The organism is Limnobaculum eriocheiris (assembly GCF_021010575.1).
In the GTDB taxonomy this organism is placed as follows: domain Bacteria; phylum Pseudomonadota; class Gammaproteobacteria; order Enterobacterales; family Enterobacteriaceae; genus Limnobaculum; species Limnobaculum eriocheiris.
Genome location: NZ_JAJNAG010000002.1, coordinates 159,729 through 176,417 on the forward strand (window position 1 = coordinate 159,729; position 16,689 = coordinate 176,417).

Annotated in this window: 14 protein-coding genes and 1 pseudogene; 13 read left to right on the plus strand and 2 right to left on the minus strand. The window is 32.6% G+C overall.

Features of this window, described 5'->3' with window-relative positions; all coding sequences use genetic code 11:
• Positions 1-23 precede the first annotated feature (23 nt).
• The gene (locus LPW36_RS01810; RefSeq protein WP_230607791.1) at positions 24-1,106 is read left to right on the plus strand and encodes a glycosyltransferase; all 1,083 of its coding nucleotides are present in this window, start codon (positions 24-26) and stop codon (positions 1,104-1,106) included.
• Positions 1,107-1,169: 63 nt separating this feature from the next.
• Here LPW36_RS01810 and LPW36_RS01815 read toward each other — a convergent pair.
• A pseudogene (locus tag LPW36_RS01815) lies at positions 1,170-2,240 on the minus strand (IS3 family transposase); the annotation flags it as partial.
• Between the two features lie 821 nt (positions 2,241-3,061).
• Here LPW36_RS01815 and LPW36_RS01825 point away from each other — a divergent pair.
• From LPW36_RS01825 to cpsG, 12 genes are all read left to right on the plus strand, one after another.
• Positions 3,062-4,147, plus strand: a complete 1,086-nt coding sequence (locus LPW36_RS01825) for an LPS O-antigen chain length determinant protein WzzB (protein WP_230607792.1) — start codon at positions 3,062-3,064, stop codon at positions 4,145-4,147.
• Between the two features lie 83 nt (positions 4,148-4,230).
• The gene (gene rfbC / locus LPW36_RS01830; RefSeq protein ID WP_230607793.1) at positions 4,231-4,764 is read left to right on the plus strand and encodes a dTDP-4-dehydrorhamnose 3,5-epimerase; all 534 of its coding nucleotides are present in this window, start codon (positions 4,231-4,233) and stop codon (positions 4,762-4,764) included.
• A 14-nt stretch (positions 4,765-4,778) separates the two neighbouring features.
• The gene (locus LPW36_RS01835; RefSeq protein WP_230607794.1) at positions 4,779-5,609 is read left to right on the plus strand and encodes an NAD-dependent epimerase/dehydratase family protein; all 831 of its coding nucleotides are present in this window, start codon (positions 4,779-4,781) and stop codon (positions 5,607-5,609) included.
• Between the two features lie 60 nt (positions 5,610-5,669).
• The gene (gene wzx / locus LPW36_RS01840; protein WP_230607795.1) at positions 5,670-7,079 is read left to right on the plus strand and encodes an O-unit flippase-like protein; all 1,410 of its coding nucleotides are present in this window, start codon (positions 5,670-5,672) and stop codon (positions 7,077-7,079) included.
• A gap of 1 nt (position 7,080) precedes the next feature.
• A complete protein-coding gene (locus tag LPW36_RS01845) occupies positions 7,081-8,202 on the plus strand; it encodes a hypothetical protein (protein ID WP_230607796.1) in 1,122 nt (373 codons plus the stop codon).
• Positions 8,203-8,204: 2 nt separating this feature from the next.
• Complete coding sequence (locus LPW36_RS01850; RefSeq protein ID WP_230607797.1) at positions 8,205-9,386, plus strand: hypothetical protein; 1,182 nt, start codon at positions 8,205-8,207, stop codon at positions 9,384-9,386.
• 29 nt (positions 9,387-9,415) lie between these two features.
• Entirely contained in the window at positions 9,416-10,498 is a 1,083-nt protein-coding gene (locus LPW36_RS01855; protein WP_230607798.1) for a glycosyltransferase family 4 protein, read from the plus strand.
• Entirely contained in the window at positions 10,495-11,301 is an 807-nt protein-coding gene (locus tag LPW36_RS01860) for a glycosyltransferase family 2 protein (RefSeq protein WP_230607799.1), read from the plus strand. The genes LPW36_RS01855 and LPW36_RS01860 overlap by 4 nt, the downstream gene beginning before the upstream one ends.
• Before the next feature lie 3 nt (positions 11,302-11,304).
• Positions 11,305-11,862: an acyltransferase gene (locus LPW36_RS01865; RefSeq protein ID WP_230607800.1), complete on the plus strand. Its 558-nt coding sequence runs from the start codon at positions 11,305-11,307 to the stop codon at positions 11,860-11,862.
• Positions 11,863-11,890: 28 nt separating this feature from the next.
• Positions 11,891-12,886, plus strand: a complete 996-nt coding sequence (locus LPW36_RS01870; protein WP_230607801.1) for a WaaS/CpsH family glycosyltransferase — start codon at positions 11,891-11,893, stop codon at positions 12,884-12,886.
• A gap of 25 nt (positions 12,887-12,911) precedes the next feature.
• Entirely contained in the window at positions 12,912-14,327 is a 1,416-nt protein-coding gene (locus LPW36_RS01875; protein ID WP_230607802.1) for a mannose-1-phosphate guanylyltransferase/mannose-6-phosphate isomerase, read from the plus strand.
• Between the two features lie 32 nt (positions 14,328-14,359).
• Positions 14,360-15,730, plus strand: coding sequence for a phosphomannomutase CpsG (cpsG, locus tag LPW36_RS01880; protein WP_230607803.1), 1,371 nt, complete (start codon positions 14,360-14,362; stop codon positions 15,728-15,730).
• Positions 15,731-15,784: 54 nt separating this feature from the next.
• Here the strand turns inward: cpsG and cysZ are convergent, their stop codons facing one another.
• Positions 15,785-16,543 carry a sulfate transporter CysZ gene (gene cysZ, locus LPW36_RS01885; protein ID WP_230607804.1) on the minus strand — a complete coding sequence of 253 codons (759 nt, stop codon included), beginning with the start codon at positions 16,541-16,543 and terminating at the stop codon, positions 15,785-15,787.
• Positions 16,544-16,689: the final 146 nt, after the last annotated feature.

Here is a 16,689-nt window from a genome sequence, read left to right on the forward strand (position 1 = left end):
AAAGAATAAAAGAAGAATTTTTTATGAAAATAATGTATTTTATTACAGGGCTTGGTGTAGGGGGAGCTGAACGGCAGGTATGTAATCTTGCTGATGGTATGAGTAAACTGGGGCACTCGGTTACGATTATATCACTTAATGGGAATGTTATATTAAAGCCTAATGACAAAAAGATTAATATTATCTCATTAAATATAAAGAAAAATCCATGGGGAATTTTTATTGCTTTGTTAAAAGCAAGAGAGGTTATTAATAAAATAATTCCAGATGTTGTTCATTCTCATATGTATCATGCAAATATTTTTGTTAGGATGTTAAGAATCATAACGCCTATAAGGAAATTAATAAATACTTCTCATAGCAATAATGAAGGTGGGAAAATGAGAATGTTTCTTTATAGAGTAACGAAATGTATTCCTGATTTATCTACTAATGTAAGTAATTCAGCTGTGAATTCCTTGTTAAATCATAATGCTGTGGATAATGATAAGATTATCACTGTTTATAATGGGATTAGTTCATGTGAGTTTAGTTTTTCAGAGTCAGAAAGAAATCTAAAAAGAAAAGAGTTGGGTGTTGATGAACGTACTAAACTTATTCTTTCCGTTGGGCGATTTACTCAGGCGAAAGATTATCCTAATTTATTATATGCTATCAAGTGTGTTTTTCAAAAAATACCAGATATTAAAGTGGTTATTATAGGTGATGGTGAATTAAAGCCTGATATACAAAAATTAGCTGAAGAATTAGGTCTTACTAATCTTATTTATTTCTTAGGTGTAAGGAATGATATTCCAGGGTGGATGAGTGCAGCAGACCTGTTCGTGCTGTCATCTGCTTGGGAAGGTTTTGGCATGGTTGTTGCTGAAGCAATGTTATGTGAGCGATTAATTGTAGCTACAGATAGTGGTGGAGTAAAAGAAGTTCTGGGGGAGCAAGGCTTTTTGGTTGAGCCTGGAAATAGTGAAAAACTTGCTTGTGCAATGGTACATGCATTGGAGCTACCTGCAGAGGAATCTTTGATTTTGATGAAAAAAGCCAGAATGCATTCTCATGAGAACTTTGATCTGAATAAAATAATTGAACGTTGGTTGTCTATTTATTAACTGTAATGTAAGTACACCCGTTTTAGTACTACGTACTTTTTGAGATTTCTGGTTTTTAGTCATCCGCCGGTATTCTTCCGGTGTCAGGTTATTCAGGGATTCATGGGGTCGCTCACTGTTGTATTCGTTCAGCCAGTGCTCCGTGATTTCCCGTACTTCATTCAACGTTCTGAACAGGTAAAAATCCAATATTTCTGTCCGGTATGTTCGATTAAAACGTTCGATATACCCGTTCTGCGTCGGTTTGCCGGGCTTGATAAATTCCAGCATCATGCCATGCTTTTCAGCCCTTTGTGCCAGCGTCAGTGATATCAGTTCCGGCCCGTTATTCATTCGCATCTTCAACGGATATCCCCGGTTTGCCACTATCCTGTCCAGTACCCGGACAACGCGCTGTGCCGGAATATTCAGGTCAATTTCTATGGCCAGCGCTTCTCGGTTAAAATCATCCACGACGTTGAAGGTACGAAAACGTCGGCCACAGACCAGTGCGTTGTGCATAAAATCGATGGACCAGCTTTGGTTGAGTGCGTCCGGTGTTGCCAGCGGAGCCGGGTTGCGCACCGGCAGGCGTTGTTTACCTTGATGACGAAAATTCAGTTTTAGCAGGTAGTAAATCCGGTACACACGTTTGTGGTTCCAGAGATGCCCCTGCCTGCGAAGCATCTGAAAAAGCTTCTTAAATCCGTAGCGGGGATAACGCTCCGCTGCTTCAGTCAGTGCCTGAAACACCGGTTCATCACGTCTTGTATCCGGTTGGTAACGAAATACCGTCCTGCTCAGCGATAATGTCCTGCACGCCTGACGCGTGCTCATCGTAAACCGCTCTATCAAATAGCTGACTAGCTCACGCTTTATCGCTGGTTTTAAAGCTTTTTTTTCGATGACGTCCTTCAGCGCCCGGCATTCCAAACTCAGATCGGCAAACATCTGTTTCAGACGACGATTCTCGTCCTCAAGGTCTTTGAGCTTTTTGATATCAGCAGCTTCCATACCACCATATTTCGCCTTCCAGTTGTAATAGCTGGCTTCAGAAATAGCAGCCTCACGGCAGACATCTTTCACTGTTCGTCCGGCTTCAACAGATTTAAGAACGGCGATTATCTGGTGCTCTGTAAATCGGATTTTACATATGGTGATCTCCTCCAGGAACATAATCAGTATGTCAGAAGATCTCTAAAAGTGAATGGGTCTATTATGTGGGATACTTACACTTACATCAACCCTTCAACGCCTGCCTGATAGTATAAATCAATTAGTTCTGCATCCGACAGATGAACAGGCGCAGCAAAATGTTTTGGCGATATTGCTGACACATTCATCCCGGTGCAACATCAGCATGGTCATGAGCTGTCGGGCATAATTTTTATCAGGTGTCGTTCATTTTGAGGGATGGGTGATATGATTAGCATAACTTAGTTTAGTTGGTAATTATGGTTGGTTTGGCGATTGTTTAGATCGTACAATCCAGGCTGAGTTCCCTTAACTTGATTTACTATTCCGCACGCTATTAGTTGATGGTTATAGTTAAATCGCCTAAGGTTGATATTATCTGCTTTTATAACAAAACAGTATTTATGGGTAATGGAAAAATTAGTGATTAACGTTAGATTTACTTATCTAATGATGTTTAATTTCTCTATTTAATCAATTGGTTATAATTAATTCGGCTTGTGAGCTATGACGTGCTTCGCTTGCGATTAGGGGGTAAGTGCGTATAATCACTCATATAAATACTCCTCTACATTACAACATAAAGAGCGACAGGCGCTAACCATTGAATTAGATATTAGTGTAGTGGAGAGCAGCTGTGGCTCTAGATTTGGAAAAGTATTGCGCCTTTGAGGGCCGTAACTCAAGGGCGGTAGCATGTCAAAATGATATCTAATTATTATGTTAGATTAAGTAAGGCAATGAATTTAAATAATTTAATTTCAATTAATTGGAAATAATTAATGAGTGATAAAGACCAATCCATACCACCACAGCAACCTGTGTTACCTGCTTACTATCCAATGTATTTAGCATCAAAAAATGATGAAATAGAATTGTTTGCTCTTCTTGTAAAATTATGGCAAAAAAAATTTTGGATTGTAAGTTGTATGATTGTGGCCACATTGATAGCTGGAATTTATGCTTTTACTGCAAAAGAGCAGTGGACTGCAACAGCAGTAATAGATGTACCTGGATATGATTCAATTAGTAATTATTATGAAGGTGTTCATCTTGTTGAAGGTAATTCTGAAAGAATTTCTAGTCCAGATAATGTAGCTGAAAAATTATTTAGGCAGTTTATTAATCAGGCTAGTTCTTACAATGAATTAAGTAAATTTGTTGGCCAAAGTGAGTACTTTAAAAGATTTGCTAGTGGTAAAAACACAGATGAAATGGCCAATTTATTAAATGAGCTAGTGGATAATATAAGCTTTACGAAAGAGAAAGATAGTACTTCTTATATCGTGAAGTTTCCGGCTAGTGAAGCAAATAGTGCCCAGAAATTACTTGAAAATTATATGAGAACAGTCAATGGCAATGTTGGTGAATTACAATATAACCAATTAACGTTACAAATTAAAAATAAAATAATTAGTATTAAAAACCAAATGGATACTTTAAAGGTAATTGCAGAGGAAAAGCGTCAGGCAGAAACTAAAAATATAAAAATGGCATTAGTTATAGCTGAAAAATCTAATATAAAAAGACCTGAATTAAATGGTTTAACAAGAATTGATAATTCAAATCTATTTTTATTAGGAAATGATGCATTGAAAGCAATGTTAGACAATATCGAAAAGCAACCATTAGTTTTAACTGATGGATATTATGACTTACAACGCCAATACATTAATCTGGAAAGCTTTAATATCAACAGAGATAAGGCTCAAGCATTTGCGTATTTAAAAAGTCCCGCGGTACCTCTTGTTAAAGACAAGCCTAAAAAATTATTGATACTGCTTAGCGGAATGATTATTGGTTTATTTATAAGTATAGGGTACTTTTTAGGGAAGATTTTGATTGTTAATTATAATAATAAAAGCTAGAGATTGATTATAGTTTACTTTTGAATATTGACTGAAAGCATCTCATTAAAAAATAGTAATATATAGCCATGTAGAGAAATCAAATGAATGTTATTGAAACAGGTATTGATGGGTTGCTCATTATAATACCAAAGGTATTTGAGGATAGTCGGGGTTTTTTTTATGAAAAATATCAATTAGAAAGATACAAAGATATTGGTATTGAGTCGGAATTTGTTCAAGATAACCGTTCTCGTTCATCTTGTAATGTATTAAGAGGATTACATTTTCAAAAAACTAAACCCCAAGGCAAACTTATAACAGTAACACAAGGTGTTGTGTTTGATGTGGCGGTGGATCTTAGAGTCGAGTCTGATACATTTGGTAAACATAAGTCAGTTATATTAAGTGAAAGCAATCACATTCAATTTTATATACCACCAGGTTTTGCTCATGGTTTTTGTGTATTAAGTGAGTTGGCTGATTTTGAATATAAGTGTACAGATTATTATGATCCTTTGGATGAAGGAGGTATATATTGGAGTGATCCTACATTAAATATTGACTGGCCTCTGTTGAAGCCTATTATATCTGATAAAGATAGTATATTACCTATGTTCAGAGATATTTTTAGCTAATAGCGAAAATGATAATGGATTTTACTATATTTGGTGGTAATGGTTTTATTGGTTCAGTGGTTGTAAAGTATTTGATCAACCAAGGTTACTCCGTATGGATTCCAGAACGGAATGATTCATCGATATTTATTAAAAATTTAGGTGTGGTTATTTATTGCGCGGGAAATGGAGATTGTGTAAAAACACCATTTAATGTTTATGAGGCAAATGTTAATTTGCTAAGTGAGTTATTGCAAAAAGCAAATTTTAGTAAGTTATTATATATTTCGTCAACTCGCATTTATATGAATAATGTATCCGCAAATGAAAATGATGATATTAGAATATGTGTAAATGACAGTAGGCGATTATTTAATTTAACTAAATTATTAGCCGAGGAACTATGTTTGCGTAGTAGTCGAGATGTATTCATTTTAAGACCTAGCAATGTTTATGGTATAACACTTAATAGTCCTTTATTTTTACCGACAATAACACGTAATGCAATTAATAATGGGAAAGTAGATATGTATGTTCCTATGTCATATTCAAAAGACTATGTATCTGTTGATGATGTCGCATTAACAACTATTCTTTTAGCTAAGAATGATATACCTATAAAAGAAAAAATAATCAATGTTGCTTCTGGCTATAACGTTTCGGCTAAAGAAATAGCGGATATTCTGCATAAAAAAACGAATTGTGAGATTATTTGGCACGATATAGATTTTGCAGAGGAGTATTTTCCAAGAATTGAAGTAGATAATCTTCTGAAATATATACCAGAATATAATCCAAGGAAAATACTAGATGACTTGAATTATATGATTGATGACTTTAAGAGTAGTATGAAAAATAATTTATAAGCATATGTATCGCTAATAAATTTTATATATCATGGTAAATTAAATAATGAAGATTATATAGTGAATAATCACGTCGTAAAATCAGATATTTTCTGGGGGTATTTATCTCAGTTTCTTAATATGGGATCTTATCTTATATTATTACCAATTGCTCTATATTATCTTAATGAAGAGCAAATGGGGTTATGGTATGTTTTTTTATCTATTGCTGGTGTTACTCAATTATTAGAGTTTGGTTTTCAACCAACGATATCAAGGCATACATCTTATATATATTCTGGAGCAAAAAAATTATCGTCAGTCGGCATTCCTGATAGAAATTGCTCTGGAGATGAAATTAATATAAAACTATTAGCTAATTTTATTTTAGCCTCCCGAAAAGTTTATTTTATAGTTTCTATAGCTGCATCAATAATTTTATTAATTATTGGTACATTATATATATATAGTTTAAATAGTAATATTGATTCACATACTATATTTTTTTCATGGGTATTATATTCAATAAGTAATGTCACATTGTTTTATTTTGGTTATTATAATGGAATCCTAAAAGGAAGAGGTGATCAAACAGCATTAAACAAAGTGATTGTAATTTCGAAAGTTACAAATATAGTTGTAGTGATACCCTTATTAGTATTTGGATTTGGTATTATGGCACTTTCTATTGGAATGTTGTGTTCTGTAATTGTAGACCGATTTTTAATAAGTAGAGCATTTTATAATGATCGCTATAATGAAACTAAGTTAGCAATATCAACAGTAATTACTGAAAATTTATTATCATTAATTTGGACCAGTTCTTGGCGGTTGGGTTTTGTACAATTAGGTTCATTTCTAATACTTAGAGCAAATTTATTTATTGCTTCTAGCTTTCTTGGGTTAGCTGCAGCAGCAAGTTATGGATTGGCAACTCAACTTCTAAGTGTTTTAATTATAGTAGCATCTATGTATTTTGGATTGCAATTACCCCATATGAATTCATTACAATTTACGAATAGTAAAGACAAAATCAAAAAAATCTTTTCTATATCACTTGTTATTGCTTGGTTCATTTTTATTTTTGGTTTTCTTTGTTTGATATATATTGGGATACCATTAATTAATTTAGTTTCATCAGGTACGAAGTTATTTGAGTTAAAATATCTAGTCTTATTCTTTCTTGCTGGATTTCTAGAAATGAATCATTCATTATGCACCGCTTATTTAACAACCTTAAATAGAGTACCATTTATGTGGTCGACTATAATTTCAGGTATATTAATTGTCTTCTTTAGTTTAATTAGTATTAAATTTTTAGGGTATGGAATTGGGACATTAGTTATTTCCTTATTTATAGTCCAGGTGTGCTTTAACAATTGGTTTTGGCCAGTTATTGCATATAACAATCTTGGGTTGACATTTTTTGAGCCTTTTAAAATTGCATATTTATCATTAAGTGGGGCTTTAACTAATAGCAAAAAGGTCTGATATGACAATTATTGTTGATATTTTGAGACAAAATGATGAGCACAATGTGTTTAATAGTAAGGCTATTACTGCTTTGCTGAGTACATCTACTATAACCGAGGTCTGGTTAACAAAAAACTCTACTTGTAACGTTTTATTAGATAGAGAAATCAACGTAAAAAAAAGAAATGTGAGAAGCTTTGGATCGAAGTTCTATTATTGGTTTATCTCTTCATTTATTACCGTTTATATACTTTTCAGGGCTTATTTTAGGAAGGAAAGTGTTTTATTCTTATCTGCAACCCCTCTTCATTATTATATAATATCAAAATTTTTATTAATATTGAATTTGAATATATACATAATAATGCATGGGGAGCTAAGTTATTTGAATCATCCTATTGGATTAGGGCAAAAGATTGGTGGTTGGTGTATAAATAAGAGCTTTCTAAGCTATAAAGTAAAAAAATTAACTTATATTGCTCTGGGATTTCCTATCTATAGCCTATTATTAGAAATTTATCCGTCATTGGCTGGACATATAACTATAGTAGAGCATCCTTTGGATGACATTACGTTTAGTAAAAAAAACGATAAAAAATTATGTTTTGGTTCTTTTGGTATTCATTCAAAGGATAAAAATAGTGAAAAGATATATGACCTAGCGTTATGTATTGATGAGAATATAATTAAATCTATTGATATAATTACTGTTGGTATAAGTGATGGGTATTTTAAATATGGCCGCTCAGATAATATTCTTCATTATTGTGCTGGCGTATTTGGAAAAAATTTTATTCCTCGCGAAGAGTTCGTTATGAATGTAAATAAAATTGATTTTGCATTGTTTTTTTATAATGGTGATACTCAATATGCGTTAGTACCTAGCGGAATTTTTTATGATTGTATTTCTTTTAATATCCCTATTATTTCTTTGAAAAATAGAATATTTCAAGCATATTTTGAAAAATATGGCCCCATGGGAAAATTATGTAATAATCTTGATGAGATGGCTGATTTTATTAAATTACTTTATTTAGAGCGTGAAAAGTGTGAAGAGTATTTCGATAATATGAAGTCTGCAAGAGATGATATGAGTTTCAATAATTTTAGAGATAACTTGCTACGAATAATCCAGAGTTAATTATGGAATATATGATTAACGAAATTTACAGATATAAAAATAAATTATGGTTTTTCCTATTTTATCTATATTTTACTCCATTAATAACCAATGCCATATATATTTATTCTAGTGGTCATTTAATTGGTGATTTTAGAAGTGTCGAATATAATGGTTCTTTATTTGATATTTTCCTTTATTTGCTAGCATTTATATTAGTTTTATTAGGATTTGTTGTCATATTAATTATTTTTAATAATGTAAAAGGTTTTGAAGATAGAGAAGGTCATTTTACATCATTTTGTTATTATCTCATTGTTATTTGTGGTGTGGGTGCATTTATTTTTGGGGGTATGGCTATTGGTGAAAATGCTCAGTCAGGAATATTAGGTGTGATTCAATCAATTTTAGTAAAGATTAATCCATATTTTCTATTGTTGATAATATCTGCTAATAGATTATCAATCAAACGATTTATATTATGTGCGTTATTTATCGCATATATTAGTTATTGTCAAAAGTCATTACAAGGATATTTTGTAATTGCAATATCTTCATTTGTTTATATATTAATAAATTACAATATGAGTAAATTTAGGTTATTTTTACTTTTTTTAATGCCATTTATTTTATCCTTTTTAGTTAAAGATTTACTTCTTTTTATTTATGATGTTCGTCAATCTACTAGAGGGGGTGAAGGGATTGCTGCTGATGATATATTTATTTTTGCTTTAGGTAGGATATCGTCACTATCTTCGTATATATATATTGATATGATTAATTTTCATAGTGAGCTTATTTCCCCGTTCTTCTCATTAGGAATTATACTTGAACGATTAACAGGAATAAGCCTTCTTCCTGCTATTACTCCAAGTATATTATTTAATGATTTTTTACTTGGTGATTCCGCTGATTACTCTATATTTATGAGTCTGCCCGGTCACTTATTAGTAATGTTTAGATCTGATTTCCCTATAGCTTGTATTAACTCTGGATTTATTCTCACAATATATATATTGATATTTTATTTGACCCCGTATGAAAGAAAAGAACATAGAGTAGTGATATTCCTTTTAGCAACTTATATGGTAAATTTATCTGCTGATATTTGGGAGTTATCAATGCTTTTCCAATCTATAATTATCTTGCGAGTTTTGTATTTCTTTTTTTTGTCAATTAGACGTGTAAAAATTAAATATTTATAATTGGTTTTGTACCAAAAAAATGGTGTTTAATGAAAAAAATTTTATTTTATTTAAATAGTATGAAACCTGCAGGTGGTATTGAGCGAGTTGTATCTACCATTGTAGGTAAGCTTTCTAGTTCATATGAAATTACTATTTTAGTTAAAGATGATGGCGATTCATTTTATGCTATTAGTGATAATGTCAAACTAGTCTCAATGAATAATCCATTAATACTTAATATGAATAATAGATTATTTAGAATATTTCAAATAGGAAAGAGTGTTTTTACGTCTGTAAAATTCTTAAGATCTTTTATTCATAATAATAGGTATGATTATATATATATTACGCATCCTATGAATCATGTTGAGTATTTATTGGCTGGAGGAAATACTGATAAGCTTATTATTTCTGAGCATGGCTCTTCTCATGGCTATAATTTTTTTTACAGAATAATAAAGCGTTTGACGTATAAGTCATGTCTATTTTACTGTATTCCAACAAAACAAGATTATAACCTTTATATGTCAAAGGGTTTTCCAGCTGTTTACATACCTCATTTTCGTTCTGATATGGTTTTTTCTTTGAATAATAAAAAGGAAAAAATAGTGTTAAATGTCGGTAGATTTACTGCCGATAAACAACAACTTGTATTACTGTATTGTTGGAACCAATTAGTAATACGGGGATTATTACCTGATGGTTGGACCTTAATTATTATAGGTGAAGGGGAGTTGGAAAATGAGTTATTGAAATTCATTAAAGATAATCAATTAAATTCTGTTACATTGCTTAGAACACTAACTAGAATAGAAAGTATATATAGTAAGGTTTCTATTTTTGCATTGACCTCTCGATTTGAGGGGTTTGGTATGGTGCTTTTAGAGGCTATATCTTTTGGTGTTCCCTGCGTTTCTTTTGATTGTCCATCTGGACCTAGAGATATTATTGAAGATGGTTATAATGGCTTTTTAGCAGAATTAAATAATGTTGAAGAGTACATTGATAAGCTAAGTATATTATTAAAAGAGTCTGATTTGAGAGAGGAAATGGGTAGAAATGCATTAATAAAAGCTGAGGAATGGAATGATAATATAATACTCCAGCATTGGTTTAAGGTATTCAAATGAAGCTTTCAGTAATAATTCCAGTATATAATTCTCAGCAAACTATTTTATCTTGTTTAGATTCAGTTTATTCGCAAGAAATTGGTGAATATAACATTGAAATGGAAGTTATTGTAATTGATGACGGTTCTACTGATAATTCATTAATTTTATTAGAGAAATATAAAGTAGAAAATAAAAAAAGCAACTTATATATCTTTCATAAAAAGAATGGCGGAGTATCTTCAGCTAGAAATTATGGAATAAATATAGCTAAGGGGGAATGGATCGCATTTCTTGATTCCGATGATATATGGCTACCGGCAAAAATAAGAAAACAATTTGATATTATTTTAAGTTCTAATGTGCGCATAGATTTTTTAGGATGTGCTAGAAATAATGAGAAACTTAGAATATTATTTAGGCATATTAATACGTTATATAAAGCAAATGTCACCGATTTATTGATCAAAATGTTTCCTCAAACTTCGACAGCGATAGTTAGAAAGTCTGTTCTTGATGTGGCTGGAAATTATAATGAAAAAATGAGATATGCAGAAGATGGAGAATTATGGGTACGTATCTGTGCTAGTAGCAATTTTTACTATTATCCAGAATCATTAGTTATTACGGGAAACGGGAAATATAATTTTGGTGCTAGTGGTTTATCTTCAAATATAAAGAAAATGCAAGCCGGTACAGAAGAAATGCTTTATCTTACTTATTCAAATAACATAATTTCTCAATCACAACTTTATATTTTCTTGTTTTTTTATAAGATTAAATATATACGGCGAATGTTAATTGTGATGTTTAGACGAGGTTAGGTTATGCTTTACAAGCTAAAATGGTTTTTATCCGCTATTATATTATCTATTTTTCTTAAGAAAATTGGCTTTCCTACTTATATTGCATGGCCTATTTTTTCTTGTGGGTTAAAAAGAGTTACTATCGGAAAGAGAGTTAGGATATTTCCCGGTTCAAGAATTGAGACTCATGGTGACGGTATAATTGATATAAAGGATAATGTTGCTATAGGGCAGAATTTTCATATTACATCAGGGTGTAATTTGATTATAGGGGAAGGTACTTTAATTACAGCAAATGTAGTTATCACTAACATTGATCATGATTATTCTGACATTATCATCCCTATTCATTGTCAACAATTTATTCTTTCAGATACAATAATTGGACGAAATTGTTTTATTGGTTCTGGTGCAATTATTCAAGCAGGAACTGTTTTGGGTGAACATTGTATTGTTGGGGCTAATGCTGTTGTTAAAGGGATTTTTCCTCCATATTCAGTAATCGTTGGGGTGCCAGCTAAAATAGTTAAATGTTATAATTTTGAAAGTGGTAGTTGGATTAATAGTCACCATACATAATAATTATTTGAATATATTGAGTTAATTTATGCGAAATCTTTTGGGGAAAAGAATTGTTTTATTCTCTCCTAAATTCTTTGGTTATGAATATAAAATTAGGGATGAATTAAAAAAGAAGGGGGCGGAAGTTTTATTATTTGATGAGCGACCATTTTCTTCTAGTTTTGGTAAAATATTGTTAAGGCTAAATGTATCTGTGCTTATTAGTTATTTTATTCACAGATATTATTTGAAAAAAATAAATTCATTTTTTAGTTTTTACCCGGATTATATTCTTTTCATTAACCCGGAAAGTGTAACTCCAGAGATAATGTCTTATATTAAAAATATCTTTCCTGAGACCAAAGTCATTGTGTATATGTGGGATTCAATTAATAATAAAAAAAATAGTTACCAATATATTAATGTGGTTGATAGATTTTTTACTTTTGATAATCAAGACTCACTCATATATCCAAAAATAATATTTCAGCCTCTTTTTTTTACTGAGGAGTATAGTGAAATGAGAAAGAATAAAAAAAATGAATTGAAATTTTGTTTTATTGGTACACTGCATAGTGGGCGGTTTAATTTAGTCAAACATATATCATCTTTTTTTAAGAATGACCATTATGGGTTTAGTTTCTTTTATTGCCCTAGTGAAATTCTTTTTCTATTTAAACGAGTTTTTACTAAAGAAATGTCAGGCGTTTCTTTAAGGGATGTTTCTTTTGAGCCAATTAATGATGAATTGTTATTAGATATGATCTCTAAATCTGAGTTTGTAATTGATATTTCTCATCCGTCTCAGAGTGGATTAACAATGAGAACAATAGAGATGTTGGGCGCTGAAAAAAAATTAATAACGACTAATACTAACGTTAGTAGCTATGATTTCTATGATAAACAAAACATCTGTATAGTAGATCCTAATAATATATTCATTGATGAGGACTTTATAAGGTTGCCATATAAGCCGATTGATGAAGAAATTTACTTAAAATATAGTCTTTCTAGTTGGATTAATAATATATTTTCTGCTTAAATTGGTTTTTATTTTATAAAGGTGAATGAAAATGTTACAACCCATTATAATTGCAGGTGGGACGGGTAGTCGACTTTGGCCTCTTTCAAGAGAGCTTTATCCAAAGCAATTTCTGAAGTTGGATAGTGAACTTACTATGTTACAGTCAACTGTGGCAAGATTGAATGATATAAGCGATAGTACTAAACCTCTGATCGTTTGTAACGAGGAACATAGATTCATTGCTGCCGAACAATTGCGACAATTAAATAAATTAGATAAAAATATTATTTTAGAGCCTTTTGGCAGAAATACTGCACCTGCAATTGCATTAGCTGCATTATATGCATTATCTCATGGTGATGACCCTTTATTATTAATTCTTTCTGCTGACCACCTAATTAAAGATGAGATTGCTTTTGTTTCAGCAATAAATAATGCTATCTCGTTGGCTGAAGATAATAAGCTTGTAACCTTTGGTATATTGGCCCATTATGCTGAAACAGGTTATGGCTATATTCAACAAGGTGGTGCCGCATCTGATAATGGCTTTTTTGTCAAAAGATTTGTTGAGAAGCCTGATTTTAAGACGGCGGAAAAATATGTTTCAAGTGGTGACTATTATTGGAATAGTGGCATGTTTTTGTTTAAGGCTAGCCGCTATATCGAGGAACTCGGCAAGTTTAGTCCAAAGATTCTAATGTGCTGTCAGGATGCTTTGTCTGAAATAAATTGTGACAATGATTTTATTCGTATAAATAAAGATATTTTTAATTCCTGTCCTAGTGATTCAATTGATTATGCCGTAATGGAGAAAACAGAAGATGCTGTAGTTGTGCCTATGGATGCTGGTTGGAGTGACATTGGTTCTTGGTCCTCTTTATGGGATATCTCAATAAAAGACGATAACTTTAATGTTCATAAAGGTGATGTACTGTCTTATGAAAGCTCTAATAATTATGTATATGCAGAAACAGGATTGGTTACTACTGTTGGGGTTAATAATACGATAGTCGTTCAAACTAAAGATGCAGTGTTAGTTGCTGATAAAGACAGTGTTCAAGATGTAAAAAAAATTGTTGAGCAATTGAAAATATTAGAAAGAAATGAATATCGTATTCATCGAGAGGTTTATAGACCTTGGGGGAAATATGATGCTATTGATTCAGGAAAACGTTATCAGGTAAAAAGAATAACTGTCAACTCAGGAGAAAAATTATCAATTCAAATGCATCATCATCGCGCAGAACATTGGATTGTGGTTTCAGGCACAGCGAATGTTTACCTTGGGGATAAAATACAATTATTGACTGAAAACCAATCTATTTATATCCCTTTAGGAACAATACATGCATTAGAGAATCCAGGAAAAATACCATTAGAACTTATTGAAGTTCAATCAGGGGCTTATTTAGGAGAGGATGATATCGTTCGTTTTGATGATAGATATGGGCGTTCCTAATTTAAATAAGTTATATTTAATCGAGAGTTTTTATGAGTAATTTATCGTGTTTTAAAGCTTATGATATACGCGGTCGTTTGGGAGATGAATTAAATGAAGATATTGCTTATCGCATTGGGAGGGCTTATGGTGAATATTTAAATCCCCAGACAGTGGTTGTTGGTGGTGATGTTCGTTTAACCAGCGAATCTTTAAAATCAGCATTAGCTGAAGGGTTGAGAGATTCAGGATGCAATGTTCTTGATATAGGTTTAAGTGGTACGGAAGAAATCTATTTTGCTACATTTCATCTTGGTATTGATGGTGGGATTGAGGTGACCGCTAGTCATAATCCTTTGGATTACAATGGAATGAAATTAGTTAAAGCTGGTGCTCGTCCAATTAGTGGTGACTCAGGATTGCGTGATATTCAAAGGCTGGCTGAGAGAAATCAATTTTTACCTGTCAAAGATGATTGTCGAGGTAGCTATAATAAAATATCAATTTTGGATGCTTATATTAAGCATCTTAGTTTGTATTTTAATCCGGAGAATTTTGTATCAAAGAGATTGGTCATTAATTCAGGAAATGGCGCTGCAGGACACGTAATTGATGCAATTGAGTTATGTTTCCAAAGATTGTCTATACCAATTGATATTATTAAGATTCATCATGAAGCTGATGGTGAGTTTCCTAATGGTATTCCTAATCCATTGTTACCGGAATGTCGCCAAGATACAACAAATGCTATTTTAAAATATAATGCCGATATGGGGATAGCGTTTGATGGTGATTTTGACCGTTGCTTTTTTTTTGATGAAAACGGTTCTTTTATTGAAGGATATTATATTGTTGGATTATTAGCCGAGGCATTCTTACAAAAAAACTCAGGGGCTAAAATAATCCATGACCCACGGTTAACTTGGAATACTATTGATACTGTATATAAGGCTGGGGGAATACCGGTTCTGTCCAAAACAGGGCATGCTTTCATTAAAGAAAAAATGCGGACAGAGGATGCGGTTTATGGTGGTGAAATGAGTGCTCATCACTATTTTCGTGATTTTGCATATTGCGATAGTGGAATGATACCTTGGTTACTAGTGACTGAACTTCTCTGTGTAAAAAGAAAAACATTAGGGGAATTGGTTTGCGAACGAATGTTAGCCTATCCTGCATCGGGTGAGATCAACTGTAAGCTGAGTGATCCTGGAAAGAGTATTTCTATTATACGAGCAGCTTTTGAGAATGAGGCTTTACATCTTGATGAAACTGATGGTATTAGCCTTGAATTCGAAGAGTGGCGTTTTAATTTACGTACTTCAAATACTGAACCCGTAGTACGCTTGAATGTTGAATCTAGAGGGAATATAGAATTAATGAAACAAAAGACGGAACTAATACTCTCCCTACTTCTCCAATAGTACTTTCGCAAGTAAATCTGAGGCCATAAAATATTATATGGCCTTTATATAGATTCAATCCCCAACCAACTTCCCCCGATACCTCTCAACCCACATCGCCGTCGCACCACACACGGCAACCGGCATAATAAATAAGTTAAGAAACGGTATCATAGTAAACAGGCTGACAATTGCGCCAAACTGGATATTGCGGACTTTTTCCTGACTCAACGTTAGTTTCATATCTCTAAAACTGATTTTGTGGTTATCGAAAGGGTAGTCGTTGTACTGGATAGAAAGCATCCATGCACTGAATAAAAACCACAAAACCGGAAATAATATTTGGCCAACGCCTGGGATGAAATAAAGAATTAACAACAGTAGAGCACGGGGCAGGTAATAGACCAGTTTTAGCCATTCCCGCTTCATTATACGTGGAATGTCTTTAATAATGCTGGTATCAGGTAGCAGCTTGCCCGTTAGCTTTGCTTCAAGCTTTTCTGCCAGCAGACCGTTAAATGGTGCAGCGATCCAGTTGGCAATAGTACTAAAGATATAACCAAAAATGAGCAGAATTGTGAGCACTGCCACAGGCCAGAGTAAATAACTCAGCCACTGTAGCCAGTTCGGAACATAGCTCATGATAGTGGGGATCCACTCACCTAACTGATTGTATAACCACCAGAACGCCCCACCGATTAACAAAATATTGATTAATAGAGGGAGAATAACAAAGCGTTTGATACCAGGAAGAGTAACAAGCTTAAAGCCTTGTGTGATATAGTGAAAACCACTTTTAGCGGTTTGCCCATATTGATTAGATTGTATTGTCATGCATTAAAAGTTCCAGTTATAAACGCAAATCAGGTTATCATATTCTATGATAAATACATTGCGAACTTTGTGAAGACCAAAAAGTAAGCAAAAAAGTAAAAAAAGTGTATTTATCGATAATATAATCAAGCACAGGCTTGCACTTG